The following is a 20,720-nucleotide window of genomic DNA, read 5'->3' on the forward strand; positions in this document are numbered from 1 at the left end:
GCGCAGGACTAGAACGCCCAGCTTCCGGAACGCTGCACGACGAATCCGTGGTCGCCGCTGGTGGTGTCCAGGCAGGCGACGAGGTTGTCGGTTCCCACCGCGCATGTGACGTTGAGGTAGGTCAGCTTCTGGCCCGACGCCAGCGCTTTGCCGCCGGAGGGCAGCGGGGGCGGGTTGCCGTCGCATCCGCCGTAGGACATCCGGCTCAACTGATAGCCCGGGCCCTTGAAGTCCACCGAACCCACCACGCAGTCGCCGGGCCGCGGGCGGCCGCCGGGGAAGGGCACGTCGTCCATCCCGAGCATGTCGCCTTTGCACTTGATGTCCTGCGACGGCTGCGGCGCGGGCGGTGGGCCGCCGTAGAAATCGCAGACCAGGGCGGACCCGGCGGAGAAACTGACCCGCGGCGGGCTCCCCGGCGGCCCCGGGACCTGGTAGCCGTCGGCCGGGACGGCGGTGAAGGTGTCCAGGTTGGGAAACCCCGGCGGGGGCAGCGCACCGGCGTGCGGCGCGGACACCGCGATCGCCGACACGGCCGCCAGCGCCAGGCCGCCGAGCACCCGCACGATGACTCCGGCGACCGCGTTCATTAGCTGATCGTATGGCGTGGGCCGGACTGGGGGGACCGAACGGGCGCAGATCGCGACGTCAGCGCACCTGCGAGCGGCCGCGTTGCAGCACGGCCTCCCGGTTGGCGGCGATGTCGTCGCCGCTGGTCCGGAACTGCCGCGCCGCCGTCGCCTCCTGCCACAGCCCCGCACTGGTCTGCGCGTCGTCGATGCGGTGATAGGACGCCAGCAGCGCCCGCACCGCGTCCTGGTTGTTCCCGACGATGGAGGCTGCCACCGCCCGGGCGGCGCCCAGCAGCTGGTCGTGCGGCACCACCTCGGTCACCAGGCCGGCGCGCAACGCGTCGGCGGCGGACAGGTAATCCCCGGTCATGCTCATCCGCCGGGCCAGCCCGACCCCCACCTTCTGCGGCAGCCGCACGCTCAGGCCCCAGGTGGGCAGCAGGCCCACCCGGGCGTGCGTGTCGGCGAACCGGGCGTTCTCCGAGGCGATCAGGATGTCGCAGTACAGCGCGAGCTCCAGCCCGCCGGTCACCGCGGCGCCGTTGATCGCGCCGATCACCGGCTTGGTCAGCGCCGGCCAGCGCGGCGAGATGTCCGGGAGCGCCGTGGAGCCGCCCAGCTCCTTGAGGTCCAGTCCTGCGCAGAACACCGGGTCGGCACCCGTGACGATGATGACGTCGACGTCGTCGTCGGTTTCGGCATCGGCCAGCGCGCCGAAGAAGCGGTCCCGCAACGCCGACGACAGCGCATTGCGCGACTGGGGCCGGTTGAGGGTCAGCGTGCGCGCTCGCTCGTCGGTGTCGATCAGCAGGATCTCGTCGGTCATGACATCACCGTAGCCAGTCGCCCGGGACGGGCGGTTGGCCGCCTTGCAGCCGGCCGATCCGTCGGGAAGCGGCGGCGCCGAGCAGCGCTTATCGTGGGAAAGATGTGCCGAAACATCACCGAACTGCGTGGCCTGCAGCCCGCGGCCACCGCCGAGGAGATCGCCGCGGCCGCCCGGCAGTACGTGCGCAAGGTCAGCGGCATCACGCACCCCAGCGCGATCAACGCCGAAGCGTTCGAGGCGGCCGTTGCCGAGGTCACCGAGACGACGACGCGGTTGCTGGGGCAGCTACCGCCGCGGCGCCAGCCACCCAAGACGGTCCCGCCGCTGCGTCGGCCCGAAGTGATCGCGCGGCTGGCGGGCGCGAAATGACCGTCACCACAACGATGCCCGCGCTCAAAGAGTGGAGTGCGGCGGTGCACGCCCTGCTGGACGGCCGCCAGCGGGTGCTGCTGCGCAAGGGCGGGATCGGGGAGAAGCGATTCGAGCTGGCCGCCCGCGAATTCCTGTTGTTCCCGACGGTCGCGCACAGCCACGCCGAGCGGGTGCGTGCCGAGCATCGAGACCTGCTGGCGCCCGCGGCCGCCGACAGCACCGACGACGAGCTGGTGATTCGGGCCGCCGCGAAAGTCGTTGCGGCGGTGCCGGTTGAGCGCCCGGACGGCCTTCCGGCAATCGAGGACCTGCACATCTGGACGTCGGAGTCGGTGCGCGCCGACCGGCTCGACTTTCGTCCCAAGCACAAGCTGGCCGTGCTGGTGGTGTCCGTGTTCCCGCTGATCGAGCCGGTGCGCCTGGACCGGACCTCGGAGTATGGCGGCTGCAAGAGCTGGGTGGAGCTGCCGGTGCGGACGCCGCTGGCGGCGCCGCTACACGATCCCGTTCATGACCAATCGGCGCTAGCTGCGGTCGCCGCCCGGGTCCGCGCCGCCGTTGGCTGACAGCTCGGCTGGCCCGGCCGGCAACAGCAGCCGGGAGCGCCCGTAGCGCACGGTGTGGGTGACCGGCGTCGGCTGCCTGCCGGTCAGCACCGGCTCGCCGGAGCCGAGGTTGTGCGCGTAGCGCGGGGACCAGCTGCCGGTGATCAGCACCCGGATGCGTGAGCCGGCCCGGAAGCGGTGTGCCATGCCGTCGAGATCGAGGCGAACGATCTTCTCCGACTTGAGTTTTGCCGCTTGCAGCCGGCGGTACGCCTCGCTGACGTTGCGCGACCGGCCCTTGGCGTCGACCTCGCTGACCCGCACGAACAGGTCGGCGTGCGGACTGTCCGCGCCATGCGCGAGCTCGACGACCGGGCTGCCGTAGACGTACACATCCTCGGTGAGGGTCGCGCTGGTGAACGCCAGCACGTCGTCACGCGACGCCAGCCGGCTGTCGTCGCGGTAGCCGCCGTCGGCGGACAGCAACGGGCCGCCGGTCGTCGGCGTCGGATTGGCCGGGTCGTGACGAAAGGTGGCCGGAGCCAACCCCTTCAGCGCCGGCGCGGTCTCGCCCAGGTAGCCGCCGGGCCGCAGGTACAGGGCACGTTCGGTGGTGGCGGGCGGCCAGTCGGGCAGGTTGCGCCAGCCGCCGCCCGCGCCGCCGCCTGTGACGTAGATCCGGACCCGGCTGGGCCGGCGCGACGTGGCCGCATCGCCCAGATGGGTGCCCAGCCAATCCAGTGCCTCCCGGGCGCAAGTGGGGAACCCGGTGGTGAGCAGCTGGGTGTGCGTCCAAGGGCCGACCGTGAGCGCGACGTCGACGCCGCGGCGGCGCAAGTGCGTGTACTGCCGCAGCGTCTGCCTGAGGAAGACGTCTTGCCAGCCGCCCACCAACAGCACCGGCACCTGCACGCGGTCCAGCGCGTCGTTGCACCGCAACGCATTCCAGAACGGGTCGTCGGGTTCGCTGTGCTCGACCCAGGATTCGAACCAAGGGGCACCCGTGCCGAGCAGGCCCCGCGCGGCGTCGCCCAGCGGCACCGCGGCGGCCGCCCGCGCCACTCTGCGGCGGGTCTGCAGCTGGCGCAGTGCGGCGCGGACACGCACCGGGTCCTCCTGGTGCGCCACCATGTCGCTCCAGCCCAGAAAATCGTTGACCGCGAATGTTCCTGTACCCCAAGTTGATTCGTTGAAATCGTGTGGGCCCACCATGATGACGGCGGTGGCCAGTTCCGGCGGGGGATCCTGCAGCAGCGCCCACTGGGTGAACCCCACGTACGACATGCCGATGGTGGCGAAGCGGCCGGTGAACCATGGCTGCTCGCGCAGCCAGGCGACGGTGTCGGCGCCGTCGGCCACCTCGTTGGCCATCGGCTCGAACACCCCGCCCGATCCGAACGTGCCGCGCACGCTCTGCAGCACCACGTGGTAGCCGCGCGACGCGTACAAGCCGCCGAAGATCAGGGTGAACGGGAATCCGCGCCCGTAGGGCCCGCGGACCAGCAAGGTGCCCAGGGCCGACGCGGTGGTCGGCGCGTAGTGGTCGGCCACCAGCTGGACCCCGTCGCGCATCGGCACAGCGACGCGCTGCACGGTGTAGTCGGTGGTCGCCGGTGGCAGGCCGAGCAGCCGGCCGGCGGCCTTGCCGCCCAGGTGTCGCAGGGCGTGCAGCGCCGGCTGCGCGGGCTGGATCGAGGTCGTACTCACGGTCCTCACATTAAGACCCGGTCAACCTGCGCCGACTCAGCCCGGGGCGAATTCAGAACTTGTAATACGGCGCAAGGTCGTTGGCGCGCTGAAGATTGGTCTGCATGCAATCGACCTCCGGGTTGGAGTAGACGGTCGAGTAGTACAGCGCCTGCTGCAGCACGCCGTAGCTGGTCTTGAACACGACCATGCAGGAGTAGAACCAGTAGCTGTTGTGGTAGGTCGGCTTGAGCACCCAGTACTGCGCGGCGCGGTGGCCGGCGATCGTCGTCTCGACGGCGTCGGCGGGCAGCGACTGCTCGTAGGTGCGCCAGATGATCGGTTCGACCGCGACCTGATAGTTCCCGGCGTCGAAATGGCAGCGCAGGCCGTCTTCGTGCTCGGGCGGCGTGAAGCCCAAGCCGAGCCCCTGGATGACGTCGAACGGGATGTCCTCGCACGCGTCGAAGGGGCGCGGATCGGTGGTCGCCACGATCGGGCTCTTCATGGTGGTTTCCATCGGCTGGGCGGTCGACCTCAGCTCGACGAACCGGTCGCCGCCACCCGAACCGGCAGGAGCACTCAACAGGCCGACCGTGCCCCCGATGGCCGCTGTGAGCAGCGCACCCAGCGCCCCCATCAGACGAACATTGGCGAACACGACATCCCCCCTGACGCCTCAGCGGTCCTTTCGGGGGAGTGTACAAGTCCCGCGCGCGGCGTCACAGGCAAACCTGAACTTGTTCTAACTCACCCGCTCGCGGGCCGAAACGACGCCCGCGAAAGGGGCTTGCCCGGTTCGGGTCGTTAGGGTGGTTAATCGTGGCTGGGCATTCAGCGGGGCAGGACTCGACCAACGGTGGGCAACCGACGCTGTGGGCGGTGTCCGACCTGCACACCGGTCACCTCGGCAACAAGCCGGTCACCGAATCGCTGCATCCCTCCTCGCCGGATGACTGGCTGATCGTCGCCGGCGACGTCGCCGAACGCACCGACGAGATCCGTTGGGCCCTTGACCTGCTGCGACGGCGCTTCGCCAAGGTGATCTGGGTGCCGGGCAACCACGAGCTGTGGACCACCACCCGAGATCCCGTGCAGATCTTCGGCAAGGCGCGCTATGACTACCTGGTCAACATGTGCGACGAGATGGGTGTGGTCACGCCCGAGCATCCGTTCCCGGTCTGGACCGAGCGTGGCGGCCCGGCCACGATCGTCCCGATGTTCCTGCTCTACGACTACAGCTTCTTGCCCGAGGGGGCGACGAGCAAAGCCGAAGGCCTGACCATCGCACGCGAGCGCAACGTGGTGGCCACCGACGAGTTCCTGCTCTCCCCGGAGCCGTACGCCACCCGCGAGGCGTGGTGCCGCGAGCGCCTGCAGATCACCCGCGCCCGCCTCGAAGAGCTGGACTGGATGACCCCGACCGTCCTGGTGAATCACTTCCCGCTGGTCCGCGACCCCTGCGACGCGCTGTTCTACCCGGAATTCTCGCTGTGGTGCGGAACCACCAAGACCGCCGACTGGCATACCCGCTACAACGCAGTGTGTTCGGTCTACGGCCATCTGCACATCCCCCGGACCACTTGGTATGACGACGTGCGCTTCGAGGAAGTGTCGGTCGGTTATCCGCGGGAGTGGCGGCGCCGTAAGCCGGCCAGCTGGCTGCGCCAGGTGCTGCCGGATCCGCAGTATGCGCCGGGCGACCTCAACGACTTCGGCGGCCACTTCGAGATCACCCCCGAGATGAAGGCGCAGGCCGCCCAGTTCCGGGAACGGTTGCGGCAGCGGCAATCACGATGACCGGGGACATGCTGGTTTCCTCGGTGTTGCCGGCCGCCGACGGCCTGGCCTACTCGGAGGTGTACGCCGACCCGCCCGGTCTCGCGCCGCTGCCCGAAGAGGAGCCGCTGATCGCCAGGTCGGTGCCCAAGCGGCGCAACGAGTTCATCACCGTCCGGCACTGCGCCCGGATCGCGCTGGGCGAGCTCGGCCTGCCGCCGGTGCCGATCCTCAAGGGCGAGAAGGGCGAACCCTGCTGGCCCGACGGCGTGGTGGGCAGCCTGACCCACTGCACGGGCTACCGGGGTGCGGTGGTGGGCCGCAGCGACGCGGTGCGCTCGGTGGGCATCGACGCCGAACCGCACGACGTGCTGCCCGACGGCGTGCTCAACGCGATCAGCCTGCCTGCCGAACGCAGCGAGATCCCCGCCAGCCTGACGGGGGACCTGCATTGGGACCGAATCCTGTTCTGCGCCAAGGAGGCGACGTACAAGGCCTGGTTCCCGCTCACCAAACGGTGGCTGGGCTTCGAGGACGCCCACATCGCGTTCGAGGCCGACGGCCCCGGGGCGGCGACTGGTGGTTTCGTGTCGCGGATCCTGATCGATCCCGAAGCGCTGTCCGGCCCGCCGCTGACCGAGCTGCGCGGCCGGTGGTTGGTCGAGCGCGGGCTGGTGCTGACCGCCATCGTGCTATGAGCCAAAGCCCCACCGGGCCAGGGATAGTCGTCGTCGACAAGCCGCCCGGAATGACCAGTCACGACGTTGTCGGGCGCTGCCGCCGGATCTTTTCCACCCGCAGGGTGGGGCACGCGGGGACGCTGGACCCGATGGCCACCGGCGTGCTGGTGATCGGCGTCGAGCGCGCCACCAAAATCCTCGGCCTGCTGACCGCGACCGCCAAGTCCTACACCGCCACCATCCGCCTGGGCCAGAGCACGTCCACCGACGACGCGGAGGGCGAACTCGTACACAGCGTCGCGGCGCGGCACCTGACCGACGACACGATCGAATCCGCCGTGGGCGCCCTGCGGGGCGACATCGAACAGGTGCCGTCGACGGTCAGTGCCATCAAAGTCGACGGTAAGCGCGCCTACCGGCTGGCGCGCGAGGGCCAGACCGTCGAGCTGAAGGCCCGCCTGGTGCGCATCGACCGGTTCGAGGTGTGCGGCATCCGGCCCGGACCCGGCGACGTCATCGACCTGGACGTCGAGGTCGCTTGCTCGTCCGGAACCTACATCCGCGCCCTGGCCCGCGACCTCGGCGACGCCCTGGGGGTAGGCGGACACCTGACGGCGTTGCGGCGCACCAGCGTCGGGCGGTTCGGGCTCGATCAGGCCTACCCGCTCGACGAGCTGACGAAGCACCCGCGACTCAGCTACAGCCTGGACGAGGCGTGCCTGCTGATCTTTCCCCGCCGCGAGCTGTCCGCCGAGGAGGCCGAGGCGACCCGCAACGGCCGGTCGCTGGAGCCAGCGGGCATCGACGGCATCTACGCGGCCTGCGACCCGGACGGCCGGGTGATGGCGCTGCTGCGCGACGAGGGCTCGCGGACCAAGCCCGTGGTGGTGATCCGCCCGGCGACACTGTAACGGCCCCGGCCGAACGGTTGGTTGGGCTACGTTGCACACTGAATGCCTAGACCGCCCACGGTTCGGAAGGGGACAAAGATGTCCAGCAAGGTGTATGTCGTCGGCGTCGGCATGACGAAATTCGAGAAGCCGGGCCGCCGCGAGGGCTGGGACTATCCGGACATGGCCCGGGAATCGGGGACCAACGCGCTGCGCGACGCCGGCATCGACTACCGCGAGGTCCAGCAGGGCTATGTCGGCTACGTCGCCGGTGATTCGACGTCGGGGCAGCGGGCGCTCTACGAGCTGGGCATGACCGGCATCCCGGTCGTCAACGTCAACAACAACTGCTCCACCGGCTCGACGGCGCTGTTCTTGGCGGCGCAGGCCATCCGCGGCGGCATCGTCGACTGCGCGATCGCGCTCGGCTTCGAGAAGATGCAGCCCGGCTCGCTGGGCGGTGGCGCCCAGGACCGCGAATCGCCGATGGCCAAGCACGTCAAGGCGATGGCCGAGATCGACGAGTTCGCGATGCCCGTCGCGCCGTGGATGTTCGGCGCCGCCGGTCGTGAGCACATGAAGCAATACGGCAGCACCGCAGAGCATTTCGCCAAGATCGGCTACAAGAACCACAAGCACTCGGTCAACAACCCGTTCGCCCAGTTCCAGGAGTCCTACACGCTCGACGATATCCTGGGGGCGCGGATGATCTCCGACCCGCTGACCAAGCTGCAGTGTTCGCCCACCTCGGACGGTTCGGGTGCGGCCATCCTGGCCTCGGAAAGCTTCGTCGACAGCCACGGTCTGGCCGGCCAGGCGGTGGAGATCGTGGGGCAGGCCATGACCACCGACTTCGCGTCGACGTTCGACGGTAGCGCCAAGAACCTCATCGGCTACGACATGAATGTCAAGGCCGCGCAACAGGTTTACGACCAGTCCGGGCTCGGGCCGCAGGACTTCCAGGTGATCGAGCTGCACGACTGCTTCTCGGCCAACGAGCTACTGCTGTATGAGGCCCTCGGCCTGTGCGGTCCGGGCGAGGCGCCGAAGCTGATCGACAACAACGACACCACCTACGGCGGTCGCTGGGTGGTCAACCCGTCCGGCGGCCTGATCTCCAAGGGGCACCCGTTGGGCGCCACCGGCCTGGCGCAGTGCGCTGAACTGACCTGGCAGCTGCGCGGGACCGCCGACAAGCGTCAGGTCGACAACGTCAGCGCCGCACTGCAACACAACATCGGACTGGGCGGCGCCGCCGTCGTCACCGCCTACCAGCGCGCCGAGCGTTAAGGGCGCCATGATCGAGTGGTCCGACACCGACCTGATGGTCCGGGATGCCGTACGGCAGTTCGTCGACAAAGAGATTCGCCCGCACGTGGACGAACTCGAAACCGGCGAAATGTCGCCGTATCCGATCGCGCGCAAGCTGTTCAGCCAGTTCGGCCTCGACGCCATGGCCGCCGAGTCGGTCAAGAAGATGCTGGACCGCGAGCGGGCCAAGCTCGACGGCGCCCCCGCTTCGGAGGAGTGTGACGAAAAGTCAGACGAGTCAGGCGGTTTCGGCGGCGGAGCGCAGGGGTCGATGATCGCGGTGCTGGTGTCCGAAATCGCGAGGGTCAGCATCGGGTTGCTCAGCACCGCGTCGGTGAGCCTCGGCCTGGGCGCGGCGACCATCATGAGCCGCGGGACACTGGCGCAGAAAGAACGCTGGCTGCCCGGGCTGATGACGCTGGAAAAGATTGCGGCATGGGCGATTACCGAGCCGGACTCGGGCTCGGACGCGTTCGGCGGGATGAAGACCTACGTCAAGCGCGACGGCGAGGACTACATCCTCAACGGGCAGAAGACCTTCATCACCAACGGGCCCTGCGCCGACGTCCTGGTGGTGTACGCCAAACTCGACGAGGGCGACGCGAGCCCGGACAAGCAAGACAAGCGCAACCGCCCGGTGCTGGTCTTCGTGCTCGACGCCGGCATGCCGGGCCTCACGCAGGGCAAGCCGTTCAAGAAGATGGGCATGATGTCCTCGCCGACCGGCGAGCTGTTCTTCGACAACGTGCGGCTGAGCCCGGACCGGCTGCTCGGCGAGAGCGAACAGCACACCGACGGCGATGGCCGCGACAGCGCCCGCGCCAACTTCGCCGCCGAGCGGATCGGGATCGCGATGATGGCGCTGGGCATCATCGACGAATGCCACCGGCTCTGCGTGGATTACGCCAAGACCCGGACGTTGTGGGGCAAGAACATCGGGCAGTTCCAGCTGATCCAGCTCAAGCTGGCCAAGATGGAGATCGCCCGAATGAACGTGCAGAACATGGTCTTTCACACCATCGAGCGCCAGCAGGCCGGTAAGCCGCTGACGCTGGCCGAGGCGTCGGCGATCAAGCTGTACTCGTCGGAGGCGGCCACCGATGTCGCGATGGAGGCCGTCCAACTGTTCGGCGGCAACGGATACATGGCCGAGTACCGGGTGGAGCAGTTGGCCCGCGACGCCAAGTCGCTGATGATCTACGCGGGCAGCAACGAGGTTCAGGTCACCCACATCGCCAAGGGCCTGCTGGCCGACTGAGCGCTTAGGCGACTGCGCCGGATGGCGGCGACTCGCTGCGCCCGGCAGCGCCACGCTTGCGATCGCCGCTAGGCCGTCACCCAGATGGCGCGGGCCGCCGGGCTGCCCAGGTCGACCGTCGTCTCGGCGCCGTCGCCGGAGTCGATCGCGACCGAGATCATGCCGGCGAATTCGCGTCGGGTCAGGACCCGCAGCCGGGAGTCGAGGTTGATGCCGACGTCGGTGAAGTAGCGCAGCATCTCGGGGTCGGCGTCGGAAATCCGCGCCACCGTCCCGGTGTCCCCGTCGTCGCAAGCCCACAGCTGGCGGGCCGGCGGAGTGGGCACCTGCCCGTCCGAGGCGGGGATCGGGTCACCGTGCGGGTCGCGCTGCGGGAACCCGAGCTTGGCGTCGATGCGGGCCACCAGCCGATCGGACACCGCGTGCTCGAGCACCTCGGCCTCATCGTGCACTTCGTCCCAGGCGTAGCCCAGCTCGTTGACCAGGAATGTCTCCAGCAGCCGGTGCCGGCGCACCATCTCCAGCGCCGCGCGCCGGCCCGCATCGGTCAGCGTCACCGCACCGTATTTCTCGTGGTCGACGAGGCCCTGCTCGGCGAGCTTGCGGATGGACTCCGAGGCTGTGCTGGCCGACACCCCGATCTTCTCGGCCAGCATCTTGGTGCTGACCTTCTGCGGCGCGTCTTTGGGGGACCACTCCTGGGCATTCCAGATGACCTTGAGGTAGTCCTGGCCGACCGCGGTGATACCGCCGTGCTCTTCGTCAGCCCTCACACCGAGAAAGTTTAGGCAACCCACGCCTAATCCGGCGTGTTCCCCGACACCATGGCGGGGTTTGCCCTCTGGATCTCCCAGCGGACCACTCGGCGCCGTAGGCTTGCGGGCGTGCAGCGGTGGCGCGGCCAAGACGAGATTCCCACGGACTGGGGCAGGTGTGTGCTCACCATCGGTGTGTTCGACGGCGTGCATCGCGGCCACGCCGAGCTGATCGCGCACGCGGTGAAGGCGGCGCGGGCCCGCAATGTCCCGACGGTGCTGATGACGTTCGACCCGCATCCGATGGAAGTCGTCTACCCGGGCAGCCATCCGGCGCAGCTGACGACGCTGACCCGGCGCGCCGAGCTGGTCGAGGAACTGGGTATCGACGTCTTCCTGGTGATGCCGTTCACCACCGACTTCATGAAGCTCACCCCGGAGCGCTACGTGCACGAGCTGCTGGTGGAGAACCTGCACGTCGTCGAAGTCGTGGTGGGGGAGAACTTCACCTTCGGCAAGAAGGCGGCCGGCACCGTCGACACCCTGCGCAAGGCGGGCGACCGGTTCGGATTCTCGGTCGAGTCGATGTCGCTGCTCTCCGAGCACCACAGCAACGAGACCGTGACGTTCTCGTCCACCTACATCCGGTCCTGCGTGGACGCCGGTGACATGGTGGCGGTCACCGAAGCGCTGGGCCGCCCGCACCGCGTCGAGGGTGTGGTGGTCCGCGGTTACGGGCGCGGCATCGAGCTGGGTTACCCGACTGCCAACGTGGCGCCGCCGATGTACTCGGCCATCCCGGCCGACGGCGTGTACGCCGCGTGGTTCACCGTGCTCGGGCATGGACCGGCCACCGGCACCGTCATTCCCGGTGAGCGCTACCAGGCGGCGGTGTCCGTCGGCACCAACCCGACCTTCTCCGGGCGCACCCGCACCGTCGAGGCGTTCGTCCTGGACACCACCGCCGACCTGTACGGCCAGCACGTCGCCCTGGACTTCGTCGCCCGCATCCGCGGCCAGCACAAGTTCGACTCCGTCAAGGAACTCGTCGTCGCGATGGGCAAGGACACCGAGAAGGCGCGCAAGCTGCTCACCGAGTGAGCGATCGCAAGCGCGGCGTAGCCGGGCGCGGCGGGTCGCGACCATCCGATAGTGAGCGATCGCAAGCGCGGTGTAGCCGGGCGCGGCGGGTCGCGACCATTCCGATAGTGAGCGATCGCAAGCGCGGTGTAGCCGGGCGCGGCGGGTCGCGACCATTCCGATAGTGAGCGATCGCAAGCGCGGTGTAGCCGGGCGCGGCGGGTCGCGACCATTCCGATAGTGAGCGACCGGCGTGAGCACCCTGCGACGATTCGAGCAGGGCACCTTCTGGCTGCTAAACTGCCGGACGACATCGGCGCGTGCTGCGGTTCGCGGTGGCCGCGCCCTGAACATTCACCTTTCGCGAACCGATTGATGGAGATAGTTTCGTGGCGCTGACTGCCGAGCAGAAAAAAGAAATCCTGGGCAACTACGGCCTGCATGGCACCGACACCGGTTCCCCCGAGGCGCAGGTCGCGCTTCTGACCAAGCGGATCGCCGACCTGACCGAGCACCTGAAGGTGCACAAGCACGACCACCACTCGCGGCGCGGGCTGCTACTGCTGGTCGGACGCCGGCGCCGGCTGCTCAAGTATGTCGCGCAGATCGATGTCGCGCGGTACCGCTCGCTGGTCGAGCGGCTGGGCCTGCGTCGCTGACGCAAGCATCACCGGGGCGGCAGCGCCCCGCAAATTCCGAGCGATATGGCGGGCAAAGGTCGCCCGTGTAGAGTAAGGACGTTCTGGGCCGGATCGGCCCGAGCAACGGTGCGGTCACGCAGATCCGCGTGTGCCGTTCCAGCGTGTCACTACGCACGTTCGAGGGAGCAGCCAGTCTGCATCGGGCGGTCTTCGGTAGTGGCTGCCGGGCTCTCCGGATCTGGGGCAGGTCGGCCGCTTCGATCGATGGCCGTAGCCGTATTCAGACTCAGCGCCTCCCGCGGGTGACCCGTAGCCGTCAGGCCTGCGGTTCGCGCGTGGTCACGCGAAAAAGCTGAATACAAGAGAGGCCGTACGGACGTCTATGTCTGTCGCTGAAATTGAAGAGGGCGTGTTCGAGGCGACCGCCACCATCAACAACGGGAGCTTCGGCACCCGCACCATCCGTTTCGAGGCCGGCCGGTTGGCCCAGCAGGCAGCTGGCGCCGTGGTCGCGTACCTCGACGACGAAAACATGCTGTTGTCGGCGACCACCGCCAGCAAGAGCCCCAAGGAGCACTTCGACTTCTTCCCGCTGACCGTCGATGTCGAGGAGCGGATGTATGCCGCCGGTCGCATCCCCGGTTCGTTCTTCCGTCGCGAGGGCCGTCCCTCCACCGACGCGATCCTGACCTGCCGGCTCATCGACCGGCCGCTGCGCCCGTCGTTCGTCTCCGGGCTGCGTAACGAGATCCAGGTCGTGGTCACGGTCATGAGCCTGGACCCCAACGACCTGTACGACGTGCTGGCGATCAACGCCGCGTCGGCCTCCACCCAGCTGAGCGGGCTGCCGTTCTCGGGTCCGATCGGGGGCGTGCGGGTCGCGCTCATCGACGGTCAGTGGGTGGCGTTCCCGACCGTCGAGCAGCTCGAGCGCGCCGTGTTCGACATGGTCGTCGCCGGCCGCAAGGTCGAAGGTGACGTCGCGATCATGATGGTTGAGGCCGAGGCCACCGAGAAGGTCATCGAGCTCGTCGAGGGCGGCGCCCAGGCGCCGACGGAAACCGTTGTGGCCGAAGGACTCGAGGCCGCCAAGCCGTTCATCGCCGCGCTGTGTACCGCACAGGAGGAGCTGGCCGGGGCCGCCGCCAAGCCGGTCGGCGAGTTCCCGACGTTCCCGGACTACCAGGAAGACGTCTACTACGCGGTCGCCTCGGTGGCCACCGACGAGCTGGCCAAGGCGCTGACCATCGGCGGCAAGGCCGAGCGCGACGCGCGCACCGACGAGCTCAAGGCCGAGGTGCTCGCGCGGCTCACTGGGGACTCTGCGACCTACGAGGGCCGCGAGAAGGAGGTCAGCGCTGCGTACCGGTCGCTGACCAAGAAGCTGGTGCGCCAGCGCATCCTGACCGACCACTTCCGCATCGACGGCCGCGGCATCACCGATATCCGCGCGTTGTCGGCCGAGGTCGCCGTGGTGCCGCGGGCGCACGGCAGCGCGTTGTTCCAGCGCGGTGAGACCCAGATCCTGGGTGTCACAACCCTGGACATGGTCAAGATGGCCCAGCAGATCGACTCGCTGGGACCGGAAACCTCCAAGCGCTACATGCACCACTACAACTTCCCGCCGTACTCCACCGGCGAGACCGGCCGCGTGGGCTCGCCCAAGCGGCGCGAGATAGGACACGGCGCGCTCGCCGAGCGCGCCCTGATCCCGGTGCTGCCCGGCGTCGAGGAGTTCCCGTACGCCATCCGTCAGGTGTCCGAGGCGCTGAGCTCCAACGGCTCCACGTCGATGGGCTCGGTTTGTGCCTCGACCCTGTCGCTGCTGAACGCCGGTGTGCCGCTCAAGGCCCCGGTCGCCGGTATCGCGATGGGCCTGGTGTCGGACGACGTCGAGGTCGACGGCAAGACCGAGCGTCGCTTCGTCACGCTGACCGACATCCTCGGCGCCGAAGACGCTTTCGGCGACATGGACTTCAAGTGCGCCGGCACCAAGGACATCGTCACCGCGCTGCAGCTCGACACCAAGCTCGACGGCATCCCGTCGCAGGTGCTGGCCGGAGCGCTGGCGCAGGCCAAGGACGCGCGTCTGACCATCCTCGAGGTGATGGCCGAGGCCATCGACGAGCCCGACGAGATGAGCCCGTACGCGCCCCGGGTCACCACCATCAAGGTTCCGGTGGACAAGATCGGTGAGGTGATCGGGCCCAAGGGCAAGGTCATCAACGCGATCACCGAGGAGACCGGCGCGCAGATCTCCATCGAGGACGATGGCACCGTGTTCGTCGGCGCCACCGACGGGCCCTCGGCGCAGGCCGCGATCGACCGGATCAACGCCATCGCCAACCCGCAGCTGCCGACCGTCGGCGAGCGGTTCCTCGGAACCGTGGTCAAGACAACGGACTTCGGTGCGTTCGTGTCGCTGCTGCCCGGCCGTGACGGCCTGGTGCACATCTCCAAGCTCGGCAAGGGCAAGCGGATCGCGAAGGTCGAGGACGTGGTGAACGTCGGTGACAAGCTGCGCGTCGAGATCGCCGACATCGACAAGCGGGGCAAGATCTCGCTGGTTCTGGTGGAGGAAGACAACTCGGCTCCTGCCGATGCCCCGGCGGCCGCCCCTGCCGATGCCGCGACGGCGAGCAGCTGACTCACCGACCGGGACGCGTCCCGGTCGGGCCGGCGCCCTGCGCCGGGGCAAAGCCGCTGAGGCGGAGACGACGGCACCCCAAGCCACGCTGCGGCGCACCACGCTGCCCGGTGGCTTGCGGGTGGTCACCGAGTACCTGCCCGCGGTGCGTTCGGCCTCGGTCGGGGTCTGGGTCGGGGTCGGCTCGCGCGACGAGGGTGCGACCGTGGCCGGCGCCGCTCACTTCCTCGAGCATCTGCTGTTCAAGTCGACTCCCAGCCGCACGGCGGTGGATATCGCGCAGGCGATGGACGCCGTCGGTGGAGAGCTGAACGCGTTCACCGCGAAGGAGCACACCTGCTACTACGCGCACGTGCTCGACAGCGATCTGGCGCTGGCCGTCGACCTGGTCGCCGACGTCGTGCTCAACGGGTGCTGCGCGGCCAACGACGTCGAGCTGGAACGCGACGTGGTCCTCGAAGAGATCGCCATGCGCGACGACGACCCCGAGGACTCGCTCGGCGACATGTTCCTGAGCGCGCTGTTCGGTGACCACCCGGTCGGCCGCCCGGTCATCGGTACCGCGCGCTCGGTGACGTCGATGACGCGCAACCAGCTGCACTCGTTTCATGTCCGGCGCTACACGCCGGAGCGGATGGTGGTGGCGGTGGCCGGCAATGTCGACCACGACGAGGTGGTCGCGTTGGTACGCCAGCACTTCGGGCCGCATCTGGTCCGCGGCCGCGAACCGATCGCGCCGCGCAAGGGTGCCGGACGGGTAAGCGGCCGGCCCGGTCTGCTGCTGGGCAGCCGGGATGCCGAGCAGGCTCACGTGTCGCTGGGTGTCCGCACGCCCGGGCGTGGCTGGGAACATCGCTGGGCGCTGTCCGTGCTCAACACCGCGCTGGGCGGCGGCCTGAGCTCCCGGTTGTTCCAGGAGGTTCGGGAGCTGCGCGGGCTGGCCTACTCCGTGTACTCGACGGTGGACGTCTTCGCCGACAGCGGCGCGCTGTCGGTGTATGCCGCCTGTCAGCCCGAACGCTTCGCCGAGGTGATGGCGGTGACCAGCCGCGTGCTCGAGTCGGTGGCTCGCGACGGCATCACCGAATCGGAATGCCGCATCGCCAAGGGATCGTTGCGCGGCGGTCTGGTGCTCGGGCTGGAGGATTCCAGCTCGCGGATGAGCCGGCTGGGCCGCAGCGAGCTCAACTACGGCAAGCACCGCAGCATCGAGCACACCCTGCAGCAGATCGATCGGGTGACCGTCGACGAGGTCAACGCCGTGGCCCACCAACTGCTCGGGCAGCGGTACGGCGCCGCGGTTCTGGGCCCCTACGCCGCCAAACGGTCACTGCCCCAACAACTTCGGGCGATGGTAAATTAACCCAATGGTACTGGGCTTTTGGGACATCATGGTGCCCATCGTGGGCGCACCCATGGCCGGCGGGCCCGGGACTCCCGCGTTGGCCGCGGCGGTGTCCAATGCGGGTGGGCTCGGTTTCGTCCCCGGCGGGCACCGCAGCGCCGAGCAGTTCGCCGACGACATCGCCGCGGCACGCAAGGCCACCACCGGCCCGCTCGGGGTGAACTTATTTGTGCCCCAACCCAGCGTCGCCGACTGGGTGGCCCTGCACTACTACGCGGCCGAACTCGAAGAGATCGCCGAGCATTACCAGGTGGAGGTCGGTCACCCGCAGCACGGCGACGACGACGAGTGGGAGCGCAAGCTCGAGGTGGTGGCCGACGTCCGTCCCGAGCTGGTGTCCTTCACCTTCGGCGTGCCGCCGCCCGACGTGATCCGACGGCTGGGCGCGCTGGGCCTGCTGGTGATGGTCACCGTCACCTCGGCCTACGAGGCCGGAATCGCCGTCGCGGCCGGCGCGGACAGCCTGGTGGCCCAGGGGCCCGCCGCCGGCGGGCACCGCGGCACCTTCGCGCCGGACATGGAACCCGCCAACGAGTCGCTGCACCAGCTCATCGACCGCATCCGCCACGCGCATGACGTGCCGATCATCGCGGCGGGTGGGCTGGGCACCGCCGACGAGGTCGGGGCCGTGCTGCGCAGGGGAGCGGTGGCGGCCCAGGTCGGCACCGCGCTGCTGCTCGCCGACGAGGCGGGCACCAACTCCGCGCACCGCGTCGCACTGAAGAACCCGCTGTTCGCCACCACCGTTGTGACGCGGGCATTCTCGGGCCGCTACGCGCGCGGGCTGGAGAACGACTTCACCCGCATGCTCGACCACGTCGCGCCGCTGGGCTACCCCGAGGTCAACCAGATGACCTCGCCGATCCGCGAAGCCGCCGCCGCGATCGAAGATCCCAACGGCATGCCGCTGTGGGCCGGGACGTCATTCAAAAACGCGTGCGCCGGCCCCGCGGCCGACATCATCGCCAGTCTCGCGGCCACCAGTTAGCCACGCACCGGTCAGCTCAGAACGGTGGCCGGGTCGGTGAACGGCAGACCCAGGTCGGTGGCTACCTGTTCGGACAGCAGCCCGCCGTCGTGCGTCGAAAGGCCTTTGGCCAGAGCATGATCCGAGCGGCACGCCGCTCGCCAGCCGCGGTCGGCGAGCGCTAGCACGTACGGCATGGTCGCGTTGGTCAGCGCCACCGTCGATGTCTTGGGCACCGCACTGGGCATGTTCGCCACGCAGTAAAACACCGTGTCGTGCACCGCGAAGGTGGGGTCGTCATGCGTGGTGGGCCGCGAGTCCTCGAAACAACCGCCCTGGTCTATGGAGATGTCCACCAGCACCGCACCCGATTTCATCTGCGACACAAGGGCATTCGAGATCAGGTTGGGCGCCTTCGCGCCGGGCAGCAGCACCGCGCCGATCACCAGGTCGGCGCGCTTGACGGTGCCCTCCAGGTCGTAGGCCGACGAGTAGCGGGTGCGGACCCGGCCGCCGAACTCCGCGTCGAGCAGCCGAAGCTTGTTGATGTTGACGTCGAGCACCGTGACCGACGCCCCCATGCCGCCGGCGACGCGCGCCGCGTTGTAGCCGGCCGTCCCCGCACCCACCACCACGACGTCGGCGGGTTTGACGCCCGGTACCCCGCCCATCAACACGCCGCGCCCACCGTGGGTGCGCATCAGGTGGTAGGCCCCCACCTGAGCGGACAGCCGCCCGGCCACCTCGCTCATCGGGGCCAGCAACGGCAGTGTGCCGTCGGCGCTCTGGACCGTCTCGTACGCGATCGCCGTCGTTCCGGACGCCAGCAGCGCCTCGGTGCACGTACGCGAGGCGGCCAGATGCAGATAGGTGAACAGGATCTGGTTGCGCCGCAACAGGTCGTACTCGGCCGGCACCGGTTCTTTGACCTTGAGCAGCAGGTCCGCGTCGGCCCAGACCTGGTCGGCCGTGTCGGCCAACTGGGCGCCCGCCGCCTTGAACTCCGAATCGGTGATCGCCGACCCTTCCCCGGCGCCGGCCTGCACCAACACGTCGTGGCCGCGGCGGGTCAACTCGGCGACGCCGGCCGGAGTGATGGCAACCCGGAACTCGTTGGTCTTGGTCTCGGTCGGTACGCCGACTCGCATGATCGCCCCTTGATTGCCTGTTCGCCTTCAAGTGTGAAGAAAGTTCGCGGGGGCCGCAAAAGCTCGGTGTTTGCTGGCTATGATCGGCGGATGACCGACCCGTGCGTGCAGGCCACCGTGCAGATCGACGCCCGGCCCGACGTGGTGTACCGGCTCATCACCGACCTGCCCACGCTGGCCGAACTCGCCGAGGAGGCGGTGGCGATGCAGTGGCGCAAGGGTGAGGCGCTGAGCCCGGGTGCGGTATTCACCGGCCACAACCGCAGCGGCAGCCGGCGCTGGAGCACCAAGTGCACAGTCACCGACGCCGAACCGGGCAGCCGCTTCGCGTTCGACGTCAGCCACACCATGATTCCGGTCGCCCGCTGGCAATACGACATCGCCGCGGCCGACGGCGGGTGCGAGGTCACAGAGAGCACCTGGGACCGCAGGCCCGGCTGGTTCCGCAGGGTCGCGGGCAAGGCCACCGGCGTCAGCGATCGGGCGACCGCCAACGCCGAGCACATCCGGCTCACCCTGCGGCGCCTCAAGCAGCGCGCCGAGACCGAGTAGACGAAGAACCCGGGGGTTCCGATGACGCGACGCGATCCCGCCGTAGCCGTCATTGGAGCCGGCATGTCGGGGCTGTGCGTCGCAATTGCCTTGCTGCGCACCGGAATCACCGATGTGACCGTGTACGAGAAGGCTGACGAGGTGGGCGGCACCTGGCGGGACAACACCTATCCCGGCCTGGTCTGCGACATCCCCTCGCGCATCTACCAGTACAGCTTCGCCAGGAACCCCGACTGGTCGCACCTGTTCTCACCCGGCGGCGAAATCCAGGCCTACTTCCGAGACGTCGCCGACCGCTACGCGCTACGTGACCGGATCCGCTTCGGCACCGAAATCTCCCATGCGCGTTTCGAGGACGGCCGCTGGGTGCTGCGCACCGCTGCCGGGGACGAAACGACGGTCGACTTCTTGATCTCGGCCACCGGGGTGCTGCATCACCCGCGACTGCCATCGATCCCGGGCCTGGATGACTTCGGCGGCAACGTTTTTCATTCGGCGCGCTGGGATCACGGCGTCGACGTGCGGGGGCGGCGCGTGGCGGTCGTCGGCAACGGCTCGACGGGCGTACAGCTGGTGTGCGGCCTGGCCGGGGTGGCCGGCCACGTCGCGCTGTTCCAGCGCACCGCGCAATGGGTGCTGCGCATGGCGAATCCGCGCTACAGCGGCTTCACCGGGATCACCCGGCGCAAGATGCCGTGGCTGGACGGGCTGGCGTATCGCATCTACAGCCTGGGATACGACTACTTCGCGGTCGGGCTGACCAAGCCGGGTCTGCGCCGCAAGATCATGGCAGCTCTGTGCCGCGCCAGCCTCTGGGAGATCCGCGATCCCGAGCTGCGGCGGTCCCTGACCCCCGACTACACGCCGGCGTGCAAACGCCTGGTGATGTCGAACGGTTTCTACCGGGCGATGCAGCGCGACGACGTCGAGCTGGTGACGGCGAGCATCGACCATGTGGAACGGCGCGGCATCGTCACCGCCGACGGCGTGCTGCACGACGTGGACATCATCGTGCTCGCCACCGGATTCGACACGCACGCGTTCTTCCGGCCGATGGAACTGATCGGCCGCGACGGCGTCCGTGCCAACGACGTCTGGCGCGACGGGCCCCGGGCCTACCAAACCGTCGCGCTGTCCGGCTTTCCCAATTTCTTCATGATGTTGGGGCCACACAGCCCGGTGGGAAACCTGGCGCTGACCACGGTGGCCGAATCGCAGGCCGACCACATCGTGGGCTGGATCGAGCGCTGGCGACGCCGCGAATTCGACACGGTGGAGCCGACGGCCGCGGCGACCGAGCGTTTCAACGCGAAGCTGCGCGCCGCGATGCCGGACACCGTGTGGACCACCGGCTGTAACAGCTGGTACCTCAACAAGGACGGCGTGCCCGAGGTGTGGCCCCTCACGCCGGTCGAACACCGCCGGATGCTGGCCAACCCCGATCTCGGCCAGTACGACCTGCGCCCGCGCGTCGCCGCCGGCTGACCGCGACGACGCAAGAACCCAGTACCGGCGGTTTCGCATATCTGGGTGACGTACCTATACTTGGGACGCGCGAGGCCGACCCCAACACAATGATCGAGGGCTGAACGCAGAGGTAGGG

General features: G+C 68.8%; 20 protein-coding genes. 14 read left to right on the forward strand and 6 right to left on the reverse strand.

Features of this window, described 5'->3' with window-relative positions; genetic code table 11:
- Positions 1-8: 8 nt before the first annotated feature.
- Complete coding sequence (locus ACZYVJ_RS22665) at positions 9-590, reverse strand: hypothetical protein (RefSeq protein WP_463833412.1); 582 nt, start codon at positions 588-590, stop codon at positions 9-11.
- Positions 591-648: 58 nt separating this feature from the next.
- Positions 649-1,398, reverse strand: coding sequence for an enoyl-CoA hydratase (locus ACZYVJ_RS22670; RefSeq protein WP_463833413.1), 750 nt, complete (start codon positions 1,396-1,398; stop codon positions 649-651).
- Positions 1,399-1,500: 102 nt separating this feature from the next.
- Between ACZYVJ_RS22670 and ACZYVJ_RS22675 the strand changes: the two genes are divergently transcribed.
- A complete protein-coding gene (locus ACZYVJ_RS22675) occupies positions 1,501-1,770 on the forward strand; it encodes a DUF2277 family protein (RefSeq protein WP_463833414.1) in 270 nt (89 codons plus the stop codon).
- The gene (locus ACZYVJ_RS22680) at positions 1,767-2,339 is read left to right on the forward strand and encodes a DUF1802 family protein (RefSeq protein WP_463833415.1); all 573 of its coding nucleotides are present in this window, start codon (positions 1,767-1,769) and stop codon (positions 2,337-2,339) included. Before ACZYVJ_RS22675 ends, ACZYVJ_RS22680 begins: the two co-directional genes overlap by 4 nt.
- On the opposite strand, the gene ACZYVJ_RS22685 is transcribed toward ACZYVJ_RS22680, so the two are convergent.
- Positions 2,298-4,025, reverse strand: coding sequence for a CocE/NonD family hydrolase (locus ACZYVJ_RS22685; RefSeq protein WP_463833416.1), 1,728 nt, complete (start codon positions 4,023-4,025; stop codon positions 2,298-2,300). The genes ACZYVJ_RS22680 and ACZYVJ_RS22685 overlap by 42 nt on opposite strands.
- A 52-nt stretch (positions 4,026-4,077) precedes the next feature.
- Positions 4,078-4,665, reverse strand: a complete 588-nt coding sequence (locus ACZYVJ_RS22690) for a DUF3558 domain-containing protein (protein WP_463833417.1) — start codon at positions 4,663-4,665, stop codon at positions 4,078-4,080.
- A 161-nt stretch (positions 4,666-4,826) separates the two neighbouring features.
- On the opposite strand from ACZYVJ_RS22690, the gene ACZYVJ_RS22695 reads away from it, so the two are divergent.
- From ACZYVJ_RS22695 to ACZYVJ_RS22715, 5 genes are all read left to right on the forward strand, one after another.
- Complete coding sequence (locus tag ACZYVJ_RS22695; protein ID WP_463833418.1) at positions 4,827-5,804, forward strand: metallophosphoesterase family protein; 978 nt, start codon at positions 4,827-4,829, stop codon at positions 5,802-5,804.
- A complete protein-coding gene (pptT, locus tag ACZYVJ_RS22700; RefSeq protein ID WP_463833419.1) occupies positions 5,801-6,481 on the forward strand; it encodes a 4'-phosphopantetheinyl transferase PptT in 681 nt (226 codons plus the stop codon). The genes ACZYVJ_RS22695 and pptT overlap by 4 nt, the downstream gene beginning before the upstream one ends.
- Entirely contained in the window at positions 6,478-7,374 is an 897-nt protein-coding gene (gene truB, locus ACZYVJ_RS22705) for a tRNA pseudouridine(55) synthase TruB (RefSeq protein ID WP_463833420.1), read from the forward strand. The genes pptT and truB overlap by 4 nt, the downstream gene beginning before the upstream one ends.
- A gap of 78 nt (positions 7,375-7,452) precedes the next feature.
- A complete protein-coding gene (locus ACZYVJ_RS22710) occupies positions 7,453-8,643 on the forward strand; it encodes a lipid-transfer protein (protein ID WP_463833421.1) in 1,191 nt (396 codons plus the stop codon).
- A 7-nt stretch (positions 8,644-8,650) separates the two neighbouring features.
- A complete protein-coding gene (locus ACZYVJ_RS22715) occupies positions 8,651-9,922 on the forward strand; it encodes an acyl-CoA dehydrogenase family protein (RefSeq protein WP_463833422.1) in 1,272 nt (423 codons plus the stop codon).
- Between the two features lie 68 nt (positions 9,923-9,990).
- Here ACZYVJ_RS22715 and mntR read toward each other — a convergent pair whose 3' ends face one another.
- Positions 9,991-10,695 (reverse strand): manganese-binding transcriptional regulator MntR, encoded by a 705-nt coding sequence (gene mntR, locus ACZYVJ_RS22720; protein WP_463833423.1) that lies wholly within the window; start codon positions 10,693-10,695, stop codon positions 9,991-9,993.
- 111 nt (positions 10,696-10,806) lie between these two features.
- On the opposite strand from mntR, the gene ACZYVJ_RS22725 reads away from it, so the two are divergent.
- The 5 genes from ACZYVJ_RS22725 (at position 10,807) to ACZYVJ_RS22745 (ending at position 17,438) form a co-directional block, all read left to right on the forward strand.
- Positions 10,807-11,778, forward strand: a complete 972-nt coding sequence (locus ACZYVJ_RS22725) for a bifunctional riboflavin kinase/FAD synthetase (RefSeq protein WP_463833424.1) — start codon at positions 10,807-10,809, stop codon at positions 11,776-11,778.
- Between the two features lie 368 nt (positions 11,779-12,146).
- Positions 12,147-12,416, forward strand: coding sequence for a 30S ribosomal protein S15 (gene rpsO, locus ACZYVJ_RS22730; RefSeq protein WP_064879510.1), 270 nt, complete (start codon positions 12,147-12,149; stop codon positions 12,414-12,416).
- Positions 12,417-12,780: 364 nt separating this feature from the next.
- Positions 12,781-15,045 carry a polyribonucleotide nucleotidyltransferase gene (locus ACZYVJ_RS22735; protein WP_463833425.1) on the forward strand — a complete coding sequence of 755 codons (2,265 nt, stop codon included), beginning with the start codon at positions 12,781-12,783 and terminating at the stop codon, positions 15,043-15,045.
- Positions 15,023-16,408, forward strand: a complete 1,386-nt coding sequence (locus tag ACZYVJ_RS22740) for a M16 family metallopeptidase (RefSeq protein ID WP_463833834.1) — start codon at positions 15,023-15,025, stop codon at positions 16,406-16,408. The genes ACZYVJ_RS22735 and ACZYVJ_RS22740 overlap by 23 nt, the downstream gene beginning before the upstream one ends.
- 4 nt (positions 16,409-16,412) lie before the next feature.
- Positions 16,413-17,438 (forward strand): nitronate monooxygenase, encoded by a 1,026-nt coding sequence (locus tag ACZYVJ_RS22745; RefSeq protein ID WP_463833426.1) that lies wholly within the window; start codon positions 16,413-16,415, stop codon positions 17,436-17,438.
- 11 nt (positions 17,439-17,449) lie between these two features.
- Here the strand turns inward: ACZYVJ_RS22745 and ald are convergent, their stop codons facing one another.
- Positions 17,450-18,565: an alanine dehydrogenase gene (gene ald / locus ACZYVJ_RS22750; RefSeq protein ID WP_463833427.1), complete on the reverse strand. Its 1,116-nt coding sequence runs from the start codon at positions 18,563-18,565 to the stop codon at positions 17,450-17,452.
- A 90-nt stretch (positions 18,566-18,655) separates the two neighbouring features.
- Here ald and ACZYVJ_RS22755 point away from each other — a divergent pair, with 90 nt between their 5' ends.
- On the forward strand, positions 18,656-19,117 hold the full coding sequence (locus tag ACZYVJ_RS22755; RefSeq protein ID WP_463833428.1) for an SRPBCC family protein: 462 nt from the start codon (positions 18,656-18,658) through the stop codon (positions 19,115-19,117).
- Positions 19,118-19,138: 21 nt separating this feature from the next.
- Positions 19,139-20,602 carry a flavin-containing monooxygenase gene (locus ACZYVJ_RS22760; protein ID WP_463833429.1) on the forward strand — a complete coding sequence of 488 codons (1,464 nt, stop codon included), beginning with the start codon at positions 19,139-19,141 and terminating at the stop codon, positions 20,600-20,602.
- Positions 20,603-20,720: the final 118 nt, after the last annotated feature.

The sequence above is a fragment of the Mycobacterium sp. IDUB_3 genome (assembly GCF_055419585.1).